This is a genomic window from Jiangella alba (genome assembly GCF_900106035.1).
Lineage (GTDB): Bacteria > Actinomycetota > Actinomycetes > Jiangellales > Jiangellaceae > Jiangella > Jiangella alba.
Genome location: NZ_FNUC01000004.1, coordinates 3244273 through 3263208, shown reverse-complemented (window position 1 = coordinate 3263208; position 18936 = coordinate 3244273). Strand labels below are relative to the sequence as shown.

At 74.1% G+C, this 18936-nt stretch carries 14 protein-coding genes and 1 pseudogene; 8 read left to right on the top strand and 7 right to left on the bottom strand.

The window, feature by feature from the left end:
* Positions 1-78: 78 nt before the first annotated feature.
* The 4 genes and pseudogenes from dusB to BLV02_RS32965 form a co-directional block, all read right to left on the bottom strand.
* Positions 79-1224: a tRNA dihydrouridine synthase DusB gene (gene dusB, locus BLV02_RS32980; protein WP_069113663.1), complete on the bottom strand. Its 1146-nt coding sequence runs from the start codon at positions 1222-1224 to the stop codon at positions 79-81.
* A 13-nt stretch (positions 1225-1237) separates the two neighbouring features.
* Positions 1238-2617 (bottom strand): glycine--tRNA ligase, encoded by a 1380-nt coding sequence (locus BLV02_RS32975; RefSeq protein WP_069113792.1) that lies wholly within the window; start codon positions 2615-2617, stop codon positions 1238-1240.
* 34 nt (positions 2618-2651) lie between these two features.
* Positions 2652-3878 carry a YibE/F family protein gene (locus BLV02_RS32970; protein ID WP_069113664.1) on the bottom strand — a complete coding sequence of 409 codons (1227 nt, stop codon included), beginning with the start codon at positions 3876-3878 and terminating at the stop codon, positions 2652-2654.
* A 101-nt stretch (positions 3879-3979) separates the two neighbouring features.
* Positions 3980-4252: pseudogene (locus tag BLV02_RS32965) on the bottom strand (antibiotic biosynthesis monooxygenase family protein); the annotation flags it as partial.
* 110 nt (positions 4253-4362) lie between these two features.
* Here BLV02_RS32965 and BLV02_RS32960 point away from each other — a divergent pair.
* The 5 genes from BLV02_RS32960 to BLV02_RS35315 all read left to right on the top strand — a co-directional run bounded on the left by BLV02_RS32960 (position 4363) and on the right by BLV02_RS35315 (position 9316).
* Complete coding sequence (locus BLV02_RS32960) at positions 4363-4773, top strand: DUF6703 family protein (protein ID WP_069113666.1); 411 nt, start codon at positions 4363-4365, stop codon at positions 4771-4773.
* A gap of 100 nt (positions 4774-4873) precedes the next feature.
* On the top strand, positions 4874-5917 hold the full coding sequence (locus tag BLV02_RS32955; protein WP_069113667.1) for an iron ABC transporter substrate-binding protein: 1044 nt from the start codon (positions 4874-4876) through the stop codon (positions 5915-5917).
* 10 nt (positions 5918-5927) lie between these two features.
* On the top strand, positions 5928-7484 hold the full coding sequence (locus tag BLV02_RS32950; RefSeq protein ID WP_083289031.1) for an ABC transporter permease: 1557 nt from the start codon (positions 5928-5930) through the stop codon (positions 7482-7484).
* Positions 7481-8530 (top strand): ABC transporter ATP-binding protein, encoded by a 1050-nt coding sequence (locus tag BLV02_RS32945; RefSeq protein ID WP_069113793.1) that lies wholly within the window; start codon positions 7481-7483, stop codon positions 8528-8530. Before BLV02_RS32950 ends, BLV02_RS32945 begins: the two co-directional genes overlap by 4 nt.
* Positions 8531-8779: 249 nt before the next feature.
* On the top strand, positions 8780-9316 hold the full coding sequence (locus tag BLV02_RS35315) for a hypothetical protein (protein ID WP_069113668.1): 537 nt from the start codon (positions 8780-8782) through the stop codon (positions 9314-9316).
* Here BLV02_RS35315 and BLV02_RS32940 read toward each other — a convergent pair.
* The 3 genes from BLV02_RS32940 to BLV02_RS32930 all read right to left on the bottom strand — a co-directional run bounded on the left by BLV02_RS32940 (position 9249) and on the right by BLV02_RS32930 (position 15835).
* Positions 9249-11813: an AMP-binding protein gene (locus tag BLV02_RS32940; protein WP_069113669.1), complete on the bottom strand. Its 2565-nt coding sequence runs from the start codon at positions 11811-11813 to the stop codon at positions 9249-9251. The two genes, BLV02_RS35315 and BLV02_RS32940, sit on opposite strands and share 68 nt — an antisense overlap.
* A gap of 79 nt (positions 11814-11892) precedes the next feature.
* Complete coding sequence (locus tag BLV02_RS32935) at positions 11893-14988, bottom strand: exo-alpha-sialidase (protein WP_069113670.1); 3096 nt, start codon at positions 14986-14988, stop codon at positions 11893-11895.
* A gap of 433 nt (positions 14989-15421) precedes the next feature.
* The gene (locus BLV02_RS32930; RefSeq protein WP_069113671.1) at positions 15422-15835 is read right to left on the bottom strand and encodes a Fur family transcriptional regulator; all 414 of its coding nucleotides are present in this window, start codon (positions 15833-15835) and stop codon (positions 15422-15424) included.
* A gap of 388 nt (positions 15836-16223) precedes the next feature.
* On the opposite strand from BLV02_RS32930, the gene BLV02_RS32925 reads away from it, so the two are divergent.
* From BLV02_RS32925 to BLV02_RS32915, 3 genes are read left to right on the top strand one after another with little or no spacing between them, the layout of a single operon-like run.
* Positions 16224-17177, top strand: a complete 954-nt coding sequence (locus BLV02_RS32925; protein WP_069113672.1) for a metal ABC transporter substrate-binding protein — start codon at positions 16224-16226, stop codon at positions 17175-17177.
* A gap of 14 nt (positions 17178-17191) precedes the next feature.
* Entirely contained in the window at positions 17192-17947 is a 756-nt protein-coding gene (locus tag BLV02_RS32920; RefSeq protein ID WP_069113673.1) for a metal ABC transporter ATP-binding protein, read from the top strand.
* Positions 17944-18933 (top strand): metal ABC transporter permease, encoded by a 990-nt coding sequence (locus tag BLV02_RS32915; protein WP_069113674.1) that lies wholly within the window; start codon positions 17944-17946, stop codon positions 18931-18933. The genes BLV02_RS32920 and BLV02_RS32915 overlap by 4 nt, the downstream gene beginning before the upstream one ends.
* The last annotated feature ends 3 nt before the right edge of the window (positions 18934-18936 follow it).

The following is an 18936-nucleotide window of genomic DNA, read 5'->3' as shown; positions in this document are numbered from 1 at the left end:
CGTCGCGAGCGATGGCGGGCGGTTTACTGGCGCTCTGGCACCAGCGATCCACCCGCCATCGCGGCCGGCACGCCCGCGCTAGCCGCCGGAGATGTCGAGCTCGGCGTCGGCGAGATCGCCGGTGACGCCGTCGGTGTCGTCGAGCCAGCCCGCGGGGAGGGCGACCTTGCGCGGGCTCCCCTGCCGCCCGCGCGGCTGACCGAGCTCGGCGGACGGGTACGGCTGGGACGGGTCCAGCTCGGCGAGCAGCGCGTCGAGGTCGGCGAGGGTCGACACCATGCCGAGCGACGCGCGGATCTGGGAGCCGGCGATGAAGCCCTTGAGGTACCAGGCCATGTGCTTGCGCATGTCGCGCAGCCCGCGGTCCTCGCCCATGAGGTCGGCGAGCAGCTCGGCGTGCCGGCGCATCATCGCGGCCACCTCGCCCAAGGTCGGCAGCGCCGGCGCGGGCGCACCGGACAGCACCGCCGCAAGGTCGCGGAAGAGCCACGGGCGGCCGAGGCAGCCGCGTCCGACGACGACGCCGTCGGCGCCGGTGGCGTCGAGCATGCGGACGGCGTCGGCGGCCTCCCAGATGTCGCCGTTGCCGAGCACCGGAATGCCGACGTGCTCCTTCAGCGAAGCGATGGACGTCCAGTCGGCCGAGCCGGAGTAGTGCTGGACGGCGGTGCGCCCGTGCAGCGCGATGGCGGCGCAGCCGGCGTCCTCGGCGATGCGTCCGGCGTCGAGGTAGGTGAGGTGGTCGTCGTCGATGCCCTTGCGGGTCTTCATGGTGACGGGGATGCCGTACGGCGCGGCGGCGGCGACTGCGGAGCGCAGGATGGCCTCGAGCAGCCCGCGCTTGTACGGCAGCGCCGCGCCGCCGCCCTTGCGCGTCACCTTGGGCACGGGACAGCCGAAGTTGAGGTCGACGTGGGCGACGCCGAAGTCGCCGGCCAGGACCTTGACGGCCTCGCCGACGTAGTAGGGGTCGACGCCGTAGAGCTGGACCGAGCGGACGTCCTCGACGTCGGCGAAGACCAGCATGTTCAGCGTCTTCTCGTCGCGTTCGACGACGCCGCGCGAGGTGATCATCTCGCACACGTACAGCCCGGCGCCCTGTTCGGCGCAGAGCCGGCGGAACGCGGCGTTGGTGACGCCGGCCATCGGCGCGAGCACGACCGGCGGGCCGACCCGCAGCGATCCCAGCTGCAGCGGGGCGACGGACGGGAGCGTGGTCAGCATGTGGGCAGCCGCATCAGCATGTGGGCAGCCGCTCCCCGAGATACGCCTCGACGCGGTCGAGGCCGATGCGCTCCTGGTGCATGGTGTCGCGGTCGCGGACGGTGACGGCGTCGTCCTCGAGGGTGGCGAAGTCGACGGTGACGCAGAACGGGGTGCCGATCTCGTCCTGACGGCGATAGCGGCGGCCGATGGCGCCGGCGTCGTCGAACTCGACGTTCCAGCGCGAGCGCAGCCGGGTGGCGAGGTCGCGCGCCTTCGGCGACAGGTCGGCGTTGCGCGACAGCGGCAGCACGGCCACCTTCACCGGCGCCAGCCGTGGGTCGAGGCGCAGGACGTGCCGGGTGTCGACGCCGCCCTTGGCGTTGGGCGCCTCGTCGACGTCGTAGGCGTCGAGCAGGAACGCGAGCACCGAGCGGGTCAGCCCGGCGGCCGGCTCGATGACGTACGGCGTCCAGCGCTCGCCCTTCTCCTGGTCGAAGAAGCTGAGCTCCTGACCGGAGTGCTTGGCGTGTGTCGTGAGGTCGAAGTCGGTGCGGTTGGCGACACCCTCGAGCTCGGCGAACTCGCTGGCGCCGAAGCCGAAGCGGTACTCGATGTCGACCGTGCGCTTCGAGTAGTGCGAGAGCTTCTCCTTCGGGTGCTCGTACCGGCGCAGGTTGTGCTCGGACAACCCCAGCCCGATGTACCAGTCCCACCGCTCCTGCAGCCAGTACTCGTGCCACTGCTCGTCGGTGCCCGGCGCGACGAAGAACTCCATCTCCATCTGCTCGAACTCGCGCGTGCGGAAGATGAAGTTGCCCGGCGTGATCTCGTTGCGGAACGACTTGCCCACCTGCGCGATGCCGAACGGCGGCTTCTTGCGCGAGGAGTTCATGACGTTGACGACGTTGGCGAAGATGCCCTGCGCGGTCTCGGGCCGCAGGTAGTGCAGCCCTTCGTCGGACTCGACCGGGCCGAGGAACGTCTTGAGCAGGCCGTTGAACATGCGCGGCTCGGTCCAGGAGTCCTTCGCGCCGCAGGTGGGGCACGGCACCTCGGCCAGCCCGCCGGCGACGGGCAGGCCGGTGCGGGCGGCGTGCTCTTCCTCCAGCTGGTCGGCGCGGTGGCGGCGGTGGCAGGACTGGCACTCGACCAGGGGGTCGACGAACTCCTCGACGTGCCCGGACGCGACCCACACGTCGCGCGGCAGGATGACCGCGGAGTCGAGGCCGACGACGTCGTCGCGCTGCTGCACCATGGAACGCCACCACTGCCGGCGGACGTTCTCTTTCAGCTCCACGCCGAGCGGCCCGTAGTCCCAGGCCGAACGTGTACCGCCGTAGATCTCACCCGTCGGATAGACGAAACCACGGCGCTTGGCGAGGGAGACGATGGCGTCGACGGGCGCAGGCACGGTGGTCACTCCAATCGGGGTCTCGGCGTCCTGGTCAAGCTTCGAGGGTAGACGACATGGGCTTGCGGCGCCGTCCAGCCGGGCGGGCCGATCGTCCCCGGACGGCCAGGACCGCCAGCAGCGTCGTGACCGGCACCGCGGCGATGATGCCCAGGCCGCCGACCAGCGCACGGACGATCTCCTGCGCCACCGCCTCGGTCGTGATGACGTCGGTCACACTCTGGCCGGCGACGCTGAACAGCATCAGCAGCGGCAGCGCGGCGCCGACGTAGGCCAGGACCAGCGTGTTCACCGTGGCCGCGACGTGCTCGCGGCCGATGCGCAGCCCCGCACCGAGCAGCGACCGCCGCGACGACGACGGGTCCGCGGCGGCCAGCTCCCACACCGCGGCGCTCTGGGTGACGGTGACGTCGTCGAGCACGCCCAGCGCGCCGATGACCAGCCCGGCCAGCAGCAGTCCGCGCAGGTCGATGTCGGCGTTGACGGTGCCGAGGTACGACGACGCCTCGCCGGCCAGCCCGGTGAAGCTCGCCAGCGACGTGAACAGCGAGCCGAGCACCCCGGTGAGCGCGAGGCTGACCAGCGTGCCGATCAGCGCGACCGACGTGCGGATGGACAGCCCGTGCGCGAGGTACAGCGTCACGATCATGATCAGCGACGCCCCGACGACGGCCACCGGCAGCGGTGACTCCCCCGTCAGCAGCGCCGGCAGCACGAACACCAGCAGCACGACCATCGAGACGCCCAGCCCGCCGAGCGCGGCCAGCCCCTTCCAGCCGGACAGCACCACGACGGCGACGGCGAACAGCCCGGCCAGCCAGAGCAGCGGGACGTCGCGCTGGAAGTCGAGCACCTCGTAGCGGGTCTCCAGCGGCGCGTCTGGCAGCGCGCTGAGCACGACCGCGTCGCCGTCGTGGAACTCCGGCGCGCCGACCCCGAACGGCAGCGGCACGACGGTCTCGGCGCCCTCGTCCGGCCCGGCGTCGACGCGGACCCGCGCCTGCAGGCACTCGGCGGCGGTGTCCTCGCCCTCCGGCGTCGGCGGGGTGTCGACGACGTCCTGGCACGGCTCGACGGACAGGATGGTGCCGTCGGTGCGGACGCCGGCCTGGATGCTCGGCGGGTCACCGTCGGGCCACAGCACGATCAGCCCGGCGATGGTGGCCAGGACCAGCGGGATCAGCACGGCCAGCACCAGCCGGCGCACGTGCGGCCCGGCCGGCGGCGCGGGCTCGGAACTGTGCAGGTGGACGGCGCTCACCGGTCGAAATCCGTGGGGACGACGGGAGCGGCGGCCTCGCCGAGCCCCACCTCGTCGGCGTCGGCGGCCCGCACGCTCGCGCCCGTGTCGTCGACCGTCGCGACGATCTCGAACGCCGTCGGCTCGTCGATGGCCAGCGACAGCAGCGGCACCGCCTCGAGCTTGGCCTCGTACGACGACAGCGCGCGGCGATAGGAGCCGACGTTCTCCCACTCGCTGCTGACTACCCACAGCTCGGGATCGTCGGCGGCGCGGCCGACGTGGCCGCCGCGCCAGCCGGGCCGGGCCGCGAGCACCTCGAGCGCACGCCGGGCGCGGTCGCGGAACGGCACCGCGTCCGCGGGCGGGACCCGGTAGCGGGTGACGACGAGCATCGTGATCCTTTCGAGGCCAAGTGCCGGCTCGACTCTGTCAGAGCCATGCAGCAGTATGTCGACCAACCACCGTACGATGCGCGGTGGTCACCTCACCCGAAGGATCTCCCGTGCCGCAGAACCGCCAGCCACGCCGCAACCCGAACCGCCGGCCCGCCGCGCCGGGCGCCGGGTCGCGCGCGCCGCGGTCCGGCGGCAGCCGCCGTCCCGGTCCGGCCGGCCCGCCGCCCAAGTCGAGCGCGCGGGCCCGCATCGAGGCGGTCAGCTATCCCATCCTGGTCAAGCTCACGGCCGCGCCCAAGTGGCTGCTCGGCATCGTCACGGCGGGCATCCTGCTCGGCGGCCTGCTGTCGCCGTCGCCCGTCGGCCCGGCGCTGCTCGGTCTGGTGGTGCTGTTCCTGGCCTGGCTGCTGGTGCTGGCGTGGCCGCGGCTCTCCGTCGGGCAGCGGCTGAGCAGGGGTTTCATCGTGGTGGCGCTCGGCACGCTGGTCATCGCCCGGTCCGGCGGCTGGCTGGCCTGACTCCATCGCTCGTCGCGCCATCCGATTGGTGCCGGTCTGCGTAGGTTAGGTTAGGCTATTCTCGCCTCCGCCCCGCCGGATCGCACCCATCGAGGACACCATGACCCGCCGCCGATCCCACACCGTGCTCACCGCCGGCCTCGTCGCCGTCGCGCTCGGCCTCACCGCCTGTTCCGATGACGGCGCTGAGCCCGACGCCGTCGCCGGCGCCTCCGACGACGCCCTGGTCGTCTACAACGCCCAGCACGAGCAGCTCACCCAGGAGTGGGCCGACGCGTTCACCGACGAGACCGGCATCGAGGTCGTCCTGCGCAACGGGTCCGATTCCGAGCTGGGCAACCAGCTGGTGCAGGAGGGCGACCAGTCGCGGGCGGACGTGTTCCTCACCGAGAACTCCCCCGCCATCTCGTTGGTCGAGAACGCCGGCCTGCTGGCGCCCGTCGACCAGACCACACTGGACCAGGTGCCCGCGCAGTACCGGCCGTCGTCGGGGCTGTGGACCGGCATCGCCGCCCGCTCGACCGTCTTCGTCTACGACCCCGACGAGCTGACCGAGGCCGAGCTGCCCGCGTCGATCATGGACCTCGCCGACCCCGCGTGGAAGGGCCGCTGGGGCGCGGCACCGGGCGGGGCCGACTTCCAGGCCATCGTCTCGGCGATCCTCGAGCTCGAGGGCGCCGACGCGACCAGCGCCTGGCTGGACGGCATGAAGGACAACGCCACCGTCTACCAGAACAACATCGCGACGATGAAGGCCGTCAACGCCGGCGAGATCCCGGGCGGCGTCATCTACCACTACTACTGGTACCGCGACCAGGACGGCACCAAGGAGAACAGCGGCAACACCCAGCTGCACTACTTCCGCAACCAGGACCCTGGCGCGTTCGTCAGCGTCTCCGGCGGCGGCGTGCTCGCCTCCAGTGAGAACCAGGACGACGCGCAGGCCTTCCTGGCGTTCCTCACCGGCAGCACAGGCCAGGAGATCCTCGGCACCGGCTACAGCATGGAGTACCCGGTCGCCACCGGCGCCCCGGCGAACCCCGCGCTGCCGCTGCTGGACACCCTGCAGGCGCCGCAGGTCGACCCGTCGACGCTCAACAGCGTCGAGGTCACCGATCTGATGACGGACGCGGGGCTGCTCTAGGCGGCACGCCGTGACCGTCACCTCCGTCCGAACCTCGCGCCGCGCGGGCGGGGCGTCGCGCCCGCCGGTCGCGCTGGTCGTCGTCGCCACGGCGCTGGCGACCGTCCTGCTGGTGCCGCTCGGCTACGTCGTGTCCGTCGTCCTCGACGTCGGCTGGGACACGCTGGAGCCGCTGATCTTCCGGCCGCGGGTCGGTGAGCTGCTGGTCAACACGGTTCTGCTCGTGCTGCTGGGGGTGCCGCTGACGGTGCTGTTGGGGGTCGGCGGGGCGTGGCTGGTGGAGCGGACGACGCTGCCGGCGCGGCGGTTCTGGGCGGTCGTGCTGGTGGCGCCGCTGGCGATCCCGGCGTTCGTGAGCAGCTACGGCTGGGCCAGCGCGGTGCCGTCGATCCACGGGCTCAGCGGCGGGCTGCTGGTGTCGGTGCTGGCGTACTACCCGCTCGTGTACCTGCCGGCGATGGCGGCGATCCGCGGGCTGGACCCGGCGCTGGAGGAGTCGGCGCGCTCGCTCGGGCTGGGCTCGTGGGCGGTGTTCGGGCGGGTCGTGCTGCCGCAGCTGCGGCTGGCGATCCTGGGCGGCGGGCTGATCGTCGCGCTGCACCTGCTGGCGGAGTACGGCGCGTTCGCGTTCATCCGGTTCGACACCTTCACCACGGCGATCGTCGTGCAGTACCAGTCGACGTTCGCCGGTCCGGCGGCCGGCGCCCTGGGCGTCGTGCTGTCCGTGCTGTGCCTGACGCTGCTGATCGCGGAGGCGGGCGCGCGCGGGCGGGCCCGGTACGCGCGCATCGGGTCGGGCGCGGCGCGGGCCGCGGTGCCGCAACGGCTCGGCGTCTTCACCCCGCTGGCGCTGCTCGGGCTCACCGCCCTCGGCGTCGCCGCCGTCGCCGTCCCGCTGGCCAGCGTCGTGCGGTGGCTGGGGCGCGGGTCCGGCTGGGCCCAGCCGGAGCTGCCGTCGGCGCTGACGCAGACGGTGCTGCTGGCCGGTGGCGGAGCGCTGGCCGCCGTGCTGGTGGCGCTGCCGCTGGCCTGGCTGACGGCGCGGCACCCCGGCCCGCTGGCCCGGCTGCTCGAGGGCACGTCCTACGTCGCCGCGAGCCTGCCCGCGATCATCGTCGCGCTGGCGCTGGTGACGGTGACGCTGCGGGTGCTGCCGGGGCTCTACCAGACCGCGTTCACCGTCGTGCTCGCGTACGTCATGATCTTCCTGCCGCGAGCGCTGGTGCCGCTGCGCTCCGGCATCGCGCAGGCGCCGGTGGCGCTGGAGGAGATGGCCCGCTCGCTCGGGTACCCGCCGCTGCTCGCCCGGCTGCGCGTCACCCTGCCGCTGCTGGTGCCGTCGCTGGCCGCGGGGGCCGCGCTGGTCGGGCTCGGCGCCGCCAACGAGCTGACGGCGACGCTGTTGCTCGCGCCGAACGGCACCCGGACGCTGGCGACCCAGTTCTGGTCGCAGGCATCGGCGATCGACTATCCGGCGGCCGCGCCGTACGCGGTCCTGCTGATCCTGCTGTCGGTGCCCGCGGTGGCCCTGATGTTCGCCCAGTCACGGAGGTGGGGTACCCGATGACCACGCTGTCGCTGACCGGCGTCGCCAAGTCGTTCGGCCGGGTCGAGGTGCTGCGGGACGTGTCGCTGACCGTGCCGGCCGGCACCCGCACCGCCGTCGTCGGCGCGTCCGGGAGCGGGAAGAGCACGCTGCTGCGGCTGATCGCCGGCTTCGAACGCGCCGACATCGGGTCGATCTCCCTCGGCTCGACGACGCTGGCGGCGCCGGGCCGGTTCGTCGCCGCCCATCGCCGCGGCATCGGTTACGTCGCCCAGGACGGTGCGCTGTTCCCGCACCTCACGGTCGAGCAGAACGTCCGGTTCGGGCTGCCCCGGCGCCGCCGCGACCCCGTCCGGGTCCGCGAGGTCATGGAGCTGGCGTCGCTGGACCCCGAGCTGGCCGGGCGGTACCCGCACCAGCTGTCCGGCGGGCAGCAGCAGCGGGTCGCGCTGGCCCGCGCCCTCGCGCCCCGTCCCGCCGTCGTCCTCCTCGACGAGCCGTTCAGCGCCCTCGACACCGGCCTGCGCGAGCAGACCCGGCAGGCCGTCATCGACGCGCTCGAGGCCAGCGGCGTCACCACCGTGCTCGTCACCCACGACCACGACGAGGCGCTCTCGTTCGGGGGTCAGATCGCGGTCATCGCCGCGGGCCGGCTGGTGCAGTCCGGCGCGCCGGCGGCCGTGTTCGACAACCCCGTCAGCACCGAGATCGCCGCCTTCCTCGGCGCCGCGATCGTCCTCCCCGCCTCACCCTCCCCCGGCGGCGTCGACTGCGCCCTCGGCCGGGTCGCCGTCCGGCACGACCGCACCGGCGGCTCGGCGTCCGGTGGCCGGGTGCTGCTGCGGCCGGCGCAACTCGGGCTCAGCCCCGCGAACGGCACCCACAACGCCGTCGTCGAGGACGTCCGCCCCCGGGGGTCGCACGCCGAACTGCTGCTGCGCACCGCCGGGGCGGCGCCGGTGCTGATCCCGCTGCGGGTGCCCGCGCACGAGGGCTCCGGCTACCACGCCGGCATGCCCGTCTCCGTCACCGTCGCGGGTGGAGGGGTGCTGTACCCGGCAGACTGATCCCGTGCACGACGACGGCAGGCCGCTCGCGGTCCTGGTGAACGGCCTGCCAGGGGCGGGCAAGACGACCCTTGCGGGCCGGGGTGGCCGCCGCGACACTGGAACGCGGCTCTCGGCGCGGCGGCGGGCGAGGCGCGGTGGAGGCGCACCGCGCGGCCGCTCGGCATCGTCCCGTCACTGCGGGTCGACACCAGCGGGCCGATCGACCTCGACGGGGTCGCCGCGTGGCTGAGCGGGTAGATTGTCTCAATGGACGACGAGGCGGAGGCGATGGCCGCGATCGAGCGGATCATGGCCAAGGAGAACCAGCGCCAGGCCGACCAGACCATCGACGACGACGGGCGGCCGCTGCCCCGGCTCGATCTCGACGACCCGGCGGCGACGGACGATCCGTTGCTGCGGGTGGGGTACGCGCTGCTCCCGCTCCTGCCCGGCGGCTGGCTCACGGCCGTTCTGAACGTCGCCGCGGCGGCGGACGACATCCGGACCTGGGCCATGGTCACGAAGCCCGGGGTCGGACCGTCCCGCTACGAGCACCTGCGCTACCTTCCCGACGTCGCGGCGGAGGCGGCGGCGCTGCGCCGGTCGATGTACGACCCGCGCCGCGGCGCCTGGTACGGCCTCATGCTCCGGCTGAACGCCAACGGCACCCTGGTCACGCGCTTCGACCACGACGGGCCGCCGTTCCTGCACTGGGGCGCGCGCGAGGTCGAGCTGATCAGACGCGACCAGCAACTGTTCCCGCGGCCGTTCGACCGGCTCGCCACCTGGCACCCAGCCCGCTGACCACCCCGGCGAGCCACCAGAGGGCGACGCCGGCGGAGAGGGAGGCGACGACGGCGAGGGCGGGGTGGACGTCGACGAGGCGAGGGTAGACCTGCCAGTGGGTGAGGTAGATGTACAGCGAGCCGCCCGCCAGCGCGCCCACCACCCGGTGCAGCGGCGCCGGGCACGGCACCGTCGCGACCCACACCAGCAGCGCCGCCCCGGCGACGATCGCCAGCTCACGCGGGGAGTTGCCGAAGAACCCGGGCACCGTCGCCGCCAGCACCACCGTCAGCCCGGCCCGCTGCCACCACGCCGACGCCCGCGCCGCCGCCCACCCGAACGCGAACAGCCAGAACACCGGCATGGTGTGCGGCACGCCGAGGTCGACCACCTCGTACCGCCCGAGCAGCCCGGCCCCCAGCAGCACAACGGGGAACGCGAACGGGAACCGCCGCTCCAGCCGGTCGACGAACGGGACGGCGAGCAGGGCGGCCAGCACGACGAGGATGTAGACGAGCACCTCGACGAACCAGAAATGCCAGTCCGACGTCCACGACGGCGGCCCGAACAGCCCGTTGAGCAGCAGCACGTTCAGCGGCCCGTACTGGTCGGTGAGCAGAACGACGCCGCCGATCCAGGCCACGCTGGGGACGACGATCCGCGCGACGCTGACCGCCTGCTGCCGTAGCCGCGTCACCCGGTCGGCGGCGGTGAGCCGGAACCGCGCGAAACCGAACCCGGCCGCCGCCACCAGCACGTGCGCCCCGCCGAGCAGCGTGAACAGCCCCGCGTGCGTGCCGACGACACCGACGATCGCCAGCGCCCGCAGCGCCACGCCGGTCTCGACGCGGCGGATCCGCCACCGACCACGAGTGGCGACGGCGGGCGCGGCGGCCAGCTCGCGGATCGGCGTCACGTGCCAGTTCGCGGGGACGGCGCCCAGCTCGTCCTCCAGCCGGATCGACACCTCGACGTAGGAGAGGGAGTCGCCGCCGAGACCGGTGAACGTGCTGTCGAGGGTCGCGCCGGGGCGGCCGAGCAGGTCGGCGTAGAGCGACCGCAGCCGCTCCGGCAGCGGCCCGGCGGCATCCGGCGCCGCGGCAGGCGCGGACGCCGACGCCGCCGCCCGCACCAGCGCACCCAGCGCCGGGTGGTCGACCTTCCCGCTGGCCAGCCGCGGTGTCTCCGCGACGGTGACGGCGGCGGCCGTGACGGCGCGCACGGGCAGCCCGAAGCGTCCGGCGATCTCCTCCCGGACGGCCGCGGGCTCGGCGCCGTCGACCGCGACCAGCAGGTCGCCGTCCGTCCCGGTGCACCGGACCACGACCCCCGGACGGGTCAGCGCGGCCTCGACGTGGTCGAGGTCGACCCGCAGCCCGGCGATCTTCACGAACCGGCTGCGCCGCCCGACGATCTCGTACAGCCCGCCGGTGCGCCGGGCGAGGTCACCGGTGTGCAGCGCGGTGACGGTGCGTCCGAGCGCGAGGTCGGCCGGCGACGTCGCGTACCCGAGCATGACGTTCGGGCCGTGGTAGACCAGCTCGCCAACGTCCGGCGACGTCGCCTCGGGCGCGGGCGCGAGGGTGAACGAGCCGCCCGGGATCGGCACCCCGACGGCCGACGGATGGTCGGCGGCCAGCGACGGCGGCAGGTACGCCATCCGCGCGGTCGCCTCGGTCTGCCCGTACATGACGACGAGGTCCCACCCACCCCGCCGCCCCAGTTCGGCGTACCGGCGCACGTGCGCCGGGTCGAGTCGTCCGCCGGCCTGGGTCACGTACCGAAGCCGCGGCAGCCGCATGCCGGCGAACCCGACGCGGTCGAGCAGGTCGAACGTCAGCGGCACCCCGGCCAGCGTCGTCGCGCCCTCGGCCCGGAACAGGTCCCAGAAGCAGGCGTCGGCGACGGAGAGGTCGGTGAGCACGACGGCCGCGCCGCGCAGCAGGTGCGTGTTCACGACGGACAGCCCGTACACGTAGTGCATCGGCAGCGTCGTGACCGCGCGGTCGGTGTCGCGGATGCCCAGGAACGACACGATGGACTCCGCGTTGGCCTGCACGTTCTCGTGCGACAGCCGGGCCAGCTTGGGCGCGCCGGTCGACCCGGACGTCGGCATCAGCAGCGCCAGGTCCGGGTGGAGCTCGTGCGCGGACCCGTCCCGCCGCACGTCCAGGCGGCCGCCGGGCAGCAGCACGGCGTCGGGATCGTAGGCGGCCGCGACGGTATCGGCCTGCGCGGGCGGCGCGAGCAGCGCGACGTGACCGGCCGCCAGCGCGGCGAGGTACGTGACCAGCGACGTCGCGTCGTTCCCGGCGCCGACGAGCACCAGCTTCCGGCCGGAGCCGAGCCGCACCGCCGTTGCGCCGACGCGCTGGGCCAGCTCGCGGTAGGTCCAGCGCTCGGCGCCGTCGACGACCGCGAGCCGGTCGCCGTGGCGGGCGAGGTCGCGCGCGAACGGGACGACGGCGTGCGCCGCCGCCACCGATCCCCGGGGCGGCGGCAGCACGACCGTCATGACCGCTCCCCCAGCGACGTCCGATAAGGCGAGGCTTACCTTAAGGGGAGCGAGGCGGACATTTCAACACCGGTCCGGGCTACCCGGTCGTGACCGTGACCGGGCCGGATGCCGGGCCGGCCAGCGCCGGACGGCCCGGGTCGGGCTCGGCGAACGCGTACGCGCGGACCTCGTACGACGTCGCCGGCGCGAGGCCGCTGACCTCCAGCGACGTCGCGTCCGCGCCCACCCGTCCGGCCAGCGTCCACAGCCCGGTCCCGGCGGCCCGCACCTCGACGTCGTAGCCGTCGGCACCGTCCACCGCGGCCCATGAGACCAGCGCCGACGCCGGGCCGGACGCCCGCGCCGTCAGGTCCGCCACCGCGCCGGGCACCGGGTCGCGGGTGACCATGATCGCGTCGGCGATGACGAACCCGTCCGCGTCGTCGGACAGCTCGACCCGCCCGGCCGCGCCCGCCTCGAAGCGGTACGCGCCGAGGTCCACCCAGACGGCCGGCCGGACGTCGCCGACCACCCGGCCCTGGCCGCGCTGGTCGATCCGGACCGTCGTCGCACCGTCGGCGTGGCGGACGGTGAACGGCGCGTCGGAGGCGCGGTTGGCGTGCACGACGGTCCTGGCGAGCACGTGGTACTCCCCCGTGACCGGGACGTCGACCTGCCAGCCGGCGACGCGGCCGCCGGTGCCGGCCGGCGCGGACCGGTAGCTGACGCCGTAGTACGGGTGGCCGGCCTGCCCGGTCGCGCGGCTCCACGTGCCGGTCAGCCGGAACGCGCCCACCGACTCGTCGTCGACCACGACGTCGCGGCGCGCCTCGTCGGACGGGTGCTCGGCGGCGATCAGCGTCAGTTCGTCCGGCGCGATCGTCGTGCCGCCGAGCCGGCCGGGCTCCAGCAGCGTGAACCGGATGCGGTGCAGCCCGCGGCCGAGCGACACGGTGCCGTGCTGGTAGGTCTGGTACGCCGAGCCGCTGTCCACGCTCGGGTCCAGCACACCGTCCGGCAGCGGCCGCCCGTCGATGCTGACCTCGATCCGGCCCGCGTCCTGCCCGCGGGCGTACCGCACGGCGACCTCGAACGCGCCCTCGTCGCGGGCCAGGCGGAACGGCAGCTCCAGGTAGTCGCCGGGGCCGGTGGCGGCGTACGTCAGAGCGGCGCCGCCGCGGGCGTTCTCGTCGTCGACGGCTTGCGGCCGCGGCCACGCGACCCGCTCGGCGCCGGTGCCGTCCAGCGGCAGGTGGACGACGGCGCCGGCGGCGCCGTCCGCGGTCCGCGACCCGGCCAGGGCCGCGACCTCCTCCGCCGTCAGCACGCGGTCGTACAGCCGGACCTCGTCGACGCCGCCGGTGAGCCGGTTCGCGCCGTCCGGCCGCTGCCCGACGTGGATGCCCTCGCGGGCGCTGAACGCGAGGTCGCCGGTCGGGGACGCCGCCTGGGCGACCCGCACGCCGTCGACGTACAGCTCGATCGTGCCGCCGCCGCGGGTCAGCGCGGCGTGGTGCCAGCGGCCGTCGGCGTAGGAGCCGGGCGCGCTGAGCGATGCCGTCGCCTGGCCGGTGTCGACCATCGCCTGGATCCGGTTGCTGCCCGGCTCGGCGCGCAGCCACCACTGCGGCGTGGCCGAGCCCCAGCCGTACGCCCAGAGGATCGACTGGGTGTCCTCACCGCTGGTGCGGAACCAGGCCGACGCGGTGAACGTGTCGCCGGCGGCGCGGACCGCCTCGGTCGCCGGGATCTCCAGGGAGGCGTCGCCGTCGAGGGCGAGCCCGCCGTCGGCCGGGATCGGTGCGCCGGTGACGACCGCGTCGTTCCCGCCCGCGACGTCCGGGCTGACGGTCCGGGTGGCCGGCGGACCGGCGGGTGGGCGGACCTTCGCGCCGGCGGTGTCGCCGAGTTCGACGGCGTGCTCGGCGAGGTCGCCGCCGTCGCGGCCGTTCGTCAGCCAGGCGAGGTCGAACCGGGCCATGACCAGCCGCGCGGGCGAGCCGAGGATCTCACCGTCGCGGCCGTAGAACAGCAGGATCGTGCCGTCGGACAGCACCGCGAGGTCGGAGTAGTACGACGGGCCCGGGTTGACGATGGTGTCGTAGCGGTAGGTCGCGCCGTCGTCGTAGCTGACGGAGACGGTGAGCGCCTCGCGGCGGGCGGAGTCCGGGCGGGCGTGCAGCAGCCGGCTGACGCCGTCGGGGCCGTCGAAGCGCAGGAACCCGGCGTCGACGGCGGTGTAGCGGCCGGTCGCGGGCTCGAGGACCGGGTCGGACCAGGTCTGCCCGCCGTCGGTGCTGACGGCGCTGATCCGCTGCCGGTGCCCGCCCGCCGCCGACCGCCCGTTGACGACGACGGCGCCGTCGCCGCGCTCGTAGACGCGGCTCTCGTTGATCGGGTAGTTCACGTCCACCGGGATCGGCTCGCCGGCCTGCCAACTGGCGCCGCGGTCGTCGCTGTAGATCACCGAGACGCCGTACAGCCGCTCCGGCGTGGTGTGGCCGACGACCTCGCGGCGGTGCAGCACCTGCATGACCAGCCGGCCGTTCTGCAGCTGGATGCCGTGGCCAGGGCCGGGGCCGTGCAGCGTCCAGCCGTACGGGTTGCCGGCGAACAGTTCGTCCAGCTCGACCGGCGCGCTCCACGTGACGCCGTCGTCGGTGCTGCGGCTCAGGTAGATCTCCTGGCGGTCGCCGGAGCAGCCGGTGTTGCCCGGATCCAGCAGCGACAGGCCGAAGAACAGGAAGATCTCGCCGGTCTCCCGGTCCACGACCGGCGTCGGGTTGCCCCACGACTGCCCGTCGTCCGACGGGACCACGATGCGGCTCGGCTCCCAGCTGTCGCCGCCGTCCGTGCTGCGGCGCAGGACGATGTCGCGCGGACCGGCGTCGCAGACCTCGTGCCGGCCCTCGGTGAACGCCAGGACCGTGTCCGACGGCGTCACCGCGAGGCCCTGCACGTGGTAGCTCTCGTGCGGGCCGGCCGCGGAGTCCCACAGCACGGTCTCGTCGAACGCGCCCGGCCGGTCGGTGGCCGCTGCCGCCGACGTGGCTGGAGTGACGGATGGGGCTGAGGTGATCGCCGACGGCCCGACTTCAGCGGCGGCCAGGCTGCCCGCGAGCCCCGGCGTCGCCGGACCGGCGGCCGCCGCCGAGGTCGCTCCCAGCGCCAGGACAGCGACCAGCGCCGCCACCGTCCGCGCCGTCCGGCCCCGGCCTTGACCCGCACCGCGGCCTTGGCCCGCCGGGCGGCCTTGGCCCGCCGACGCCTCCTGCCGGTCCCGGCTCGGCGCCCCGTCACGCCGGCCCGCCGCGCGGCCATGGCCCGCCGAGCGGTTCCCGTCCGCCGCGCAGCCTTGGCCCGCCGAGCGACGCCCGTCCGCCGCGCGACCCCCGTCCGCCGAGCGACCTTGGCCCGCCGACGCCTCCTGCCGGTCCCGGCTCACCGAGCCATCCCGCCAGCCCGCAGACCGCCACGTCCACCCTCGCACGCCGCCTCCTAATACGTATTAAGTAGGATGCGGACGACGTTACCGGGACGCTTCGGACCGGAGCAATGGCTCGCTCGCGCACCGGCCGCGGCGCGGCTGAGCAGCGATCACCGAGCGGCGGTGACCGGATTCGCCATCAGGAGGCGGCGCAGCGGGGGCAGGTGCCGAAGATCTCCAGCGTGTGCGAGACCTCGGAGTAGCCGTGCTGGTCGGCGACCGACTTGGCCCAGCGCTCGACCGTCGGGCCAGCGATCTCGACCGTGGCGCCGCAGGACCGGCAGACCAGGTGGTGATGGTGCTCTTCGCGGACGCAGCGCCGGTAGACCGCCTCACCGGCGTCGGACCGGAGGACGTCGACCCGGCCGTCGTCGGCGAGGGTCTGCAGGGTGCGGTAGACGGTGGCCAGCCCGACGCCGGCGCCGCGGGCCCGCAACAGGGCGTGCAGCTCCTGGGCGCTGATGAAGTCCTCGGTGTCGTCGAGCACCTCGTCGACAGCGGCGCGCTGCCGCGTCCGGCGGTGCTCCTTGGCCGGCTGTTCGCGTACCGTCACCTGAGTCGCTCCCTGTCGATTCTCATTACCAATGAGAGTCTAGCTCCGATCACCCATCGGCGACGAGCGGTGCGCGCACAGGCGGACGAGGCCGGCGAGGCGGTGGCCCGCAGCGCCCCCGCGGGACGCGCCCTCGCGCCGCGAGCCACCGCACCCCGTGAGCGCGCCTCCCGGCACACCCGTGAGCGCACCTTCCGGAACACCCCGGACGCACCTCGCGGCACACCCGCCAGCGCGCCTCCCGGCGCACCCGTCAGCGCACCTTGCCGGCGCGCCCCGGGCGCGGCCCTCGGCGACCGCACCCACTCCCCCAACGCGCGAGCCCCGCCGGGACGTTCCGAACCCACCGTTTTGACAATGGTTGTCAGTCTTGATGAGAATGTGTCCCATGAAGAACCGTCGTGCGGCGATGGCCGCGCTGAGCACCGCCGCCCTCGCCGGGCTCGTCCTCGCGGGCTGTGGCGACGACTCCGGCACCGCGAGCGGCGGCGACGGCCTCACCGTCGCCGCGTCGTTCTACCCACTGGCGTTCGTGACCGAACGTGTCGCGGGCGACCACGCCAGCGTCGACAACCTCACCCAGGCCGGCGGCGAGCCGCACGACCTCGAGCTGACCGCCCGCCAGGTCGGCGAGATCTCCGACGCCGACCTCGTCGTCTACCTGGCCGGGTTCCAGCCGTCCGTCGACGAGGCGGTCGAGCAGAACGCCGAGGACCGCGCCGTCGACGTCGCGGGCCTGGTCGAGTTGCTCGACGAGCCGGAGCACGAGGACGAGCACGGCGACGAGGAGGGCCACGAGGGTCACGACCACGGCGACCTCGCCGGCGACCCGCACGTCTGGCTCGATCCCACGAACCTCGAGGCCATCGCGTCCGCCGTCGCCGACCGGCTGGCCGAGGCCGACCCGGACAACGCCGACGACTACCGCGCCAACGCCGACGCCCTCAACGCCGACCTGCAGGAGCTGGACCAGGAGTTCGAGACCGGCCTGGCGCAGTGCACGCAGCGGGTGTTCGTCGTGGCGCACGAGGCGTTCGGCTACCTCGCGCACCGGTACGACCTCGAGCAGATCGGCATCTCCGGCATCGACCCCGAGGCGGAGCCGTCGCCGGAGCGGCTGGCCGAGGTGCACGACGTCGTGCGGGAGCAGGGCGTCACGACCATCTTCTACGAGCGCCTCGTCAGCCCGGACGTCGCCGAGACGCTGGCCGGCGACCTCGGCGTGCAGGCCGCGGTGCTCGACCCGATCGAGGGCCTCACCGACGACACCGCCGACCAGGACTACTTCAGCCTGATGCGGGCCGACCTCGAGGCACTGCGCACCGCCAACGGGTGCACGTGAGTACCGTGACCCCCATGAGATCAGCCGTCGTCGACGTCCGCGGGCTGCGGGTCGAGCTCGACGACCGCCCGGTGCTGCACGGCGTCGACCTCAAGGTCGTCGAGGGCGAGGTCGTCACCCTGCTGGGCGCGAACGGCTCGGGCAAGTCGACGCTGGTCCGCGCGACGGTCGGCCTGGTACCGGCGGTCGCCGGCGAGGTGCGGCTGTTCGGCGCGCCGCTGAAGTCGTTCCACGACTGGTGGCGGGTCGGCTACGTGCCGCAGCGCACGACGGCGGCGGGCGGTGTGCCGGCGACGGTGCGCGAGGTCGTCGCGGCGGGTCGGCTGGCCCGGCGCAAGCTCTTCCGCCCGGCCCGCAAGGCCGACCGCGCCGCCGTCGACAACGCGATCGAGCTGGTCGGGCTGTCCGAGCACGCCGGACGCAGCGTCGCCAACCTGTCCGGCGGGCAGCAGCAGCGGGTGCTGATCGCCCGCGCCGCCGCGTCCGAGCCCGATCTGCTGGTCCTCGACGAACCCAACGCCGGCGTCGACCACCGCAGCCAGGAGGCGTTCGCCCGCGCGCTGCGCACGTTCGTCGCGTCCGGCCGCACGGTGCTGCTGGTGCTGCACGAGATGGGCCCGCTGGCGCCGCTGGTCGACCGCGGCGTCGTGCTCGACGGCGGCCACGTCGTCCACGACGGCCCGCTGCCGACGCCGTCGATGACCCTGACCGGTCCCCCTGACCACCACGACGACCACCGCGAGGACCACGGGGCGGGCCTGTTCGGATGAGCTTCCTCGACTACGACTTCATGCAGCGGGCGCTGATCGCGGCCGTCCTCACCGGCCTGGCCGCGCCCGCCGTCGGCACCTACCTGGTGCAGCGGCGGCTGGCGCTGCTGGGCGACGGACTCGGGCACGTCGCGCTGACGGGTGTCGCCGTCGGCCTGCTGACCGGATGGGCGCCGGTGTGGACTTCGGTGGCGGTGGCCGTGCTCGGCGCGCTGGCGATCGACTACGTGCGGGCCAAGGGCCGCGCCTCGGCCGACGTCGCGCTGGCCATGCTGTTCTACGGCGGCATCGCCGGCGGCGTGCTGATCACCGGGCTGGCCGGCAGCACGGCGGCGACGCTGAACACGTACCTGTTCGGCTCCATCACGACGGTCTCGCAGGACGACCTGTGGGTGGTCGCCGTGCTGGCGGCGGTCGTCATCGCGCTGGCCGTGGGACTGGCGCCGCAGCTGTTCGCGATCTGCCAGGACGAGGAGTTCGCGCGGGTCAGCGGCCTGCCGGTGCGCCTGTACAGCATGCTGATCGCCGTCATGGCCGCGGTCACCGTCACGGTGGCCATGCGGACGGTGGGGCTGCTGCTTGTCAGCGCGCTGATGGTGGTGCCGGTGGCGACGGCGCAGCAGCTCACCCGCAGCTTCCGGACGACGTTCGCGCTGGCCATGGTGCTCGGCGTGGTGCCGTCGCTGGGCGGCGTCGTGTTCTCCTACTACGTCGACGTCGCGCCGGGCGCGAGCATCGTCGTCGGGTCGCTGCTCGGGTTCGTGCTGGCCTGGCCGGCCGGTTCGCTGCTGCGCCGGCGCCGGGCCCGGCGCTCCGTCAACGGCGAGGACCCTCGGGTCACGGGGGCGCACGTCACCGCCGAGCGGCACCCGCACCAGCACGACCCCGAGTGCGGCCACCCCACCGTCGAGCACGGCGACCACACCGACTACCTCCACGACGGCCACCTGCACGCCGCGCACGGCCGCCACTACGACGAACACTGACGC

Bases quoted from the DNA above. Each gene is read 5' to 3' on its own strand.
- BLV02_RS32915 (WP_069113674.1), top strand. From the start codon at position 17,944: ATGAGCTTCCTCGACTACGACTTCATGCAGCGGGCGCTGATCGCGGCC.
- dusB (WP_069113663.1), bottom strand. From the start codon at position 1,224: ATGCTGACCACGCTCCCGTCCGTCGCCCCGCTGCAGCTGGGATCGCTG.
- BLV02_RS32955 (WP_069113667.1), top strand. From the start codon at position 4,874: ATGACCCGCCGCCGATCCCACACCGTGCTCACCGCCGGCCTCGTCGCC.
- BLV02_RS32945 (WP_069113793.1), top strand. From the start codon at position 7,481: ATGACCACGCTGTCGCTGACCGGCGTCGCCAAGTCGTTCGGCCGGGTC.
- BLV02_RS32940 (WP_069113669.1), bottom strand. From the start codon at position 11,813: ATGACGGTCGTGCTGCCGCCGCCCCGGGGATCGGTGGCGGCGGCGCAC.
- BLV02_RS32925 (WP_069113672.1), top strand. From the start codon at position 16,224: ATGAAGAACCGTCGTGCGGCGATGGCCGCGCTGAGCACCGCCGCCCTC.
- BLV02_RS35315 (WP_069113668.1), top strand. From the start codon at position 8,780: ATGGACGACGAGGCGGAGGCGATGGCCGCGATCGAGCGGATCATGGCC.
- BLV02_RS32920 (WP_069113673.1), top strand. From the start codon at position 17,192: ATGAGATCAGCCGTCGTCGACGTCCGCGGGCTGCGGGTCGAGCTCGAC.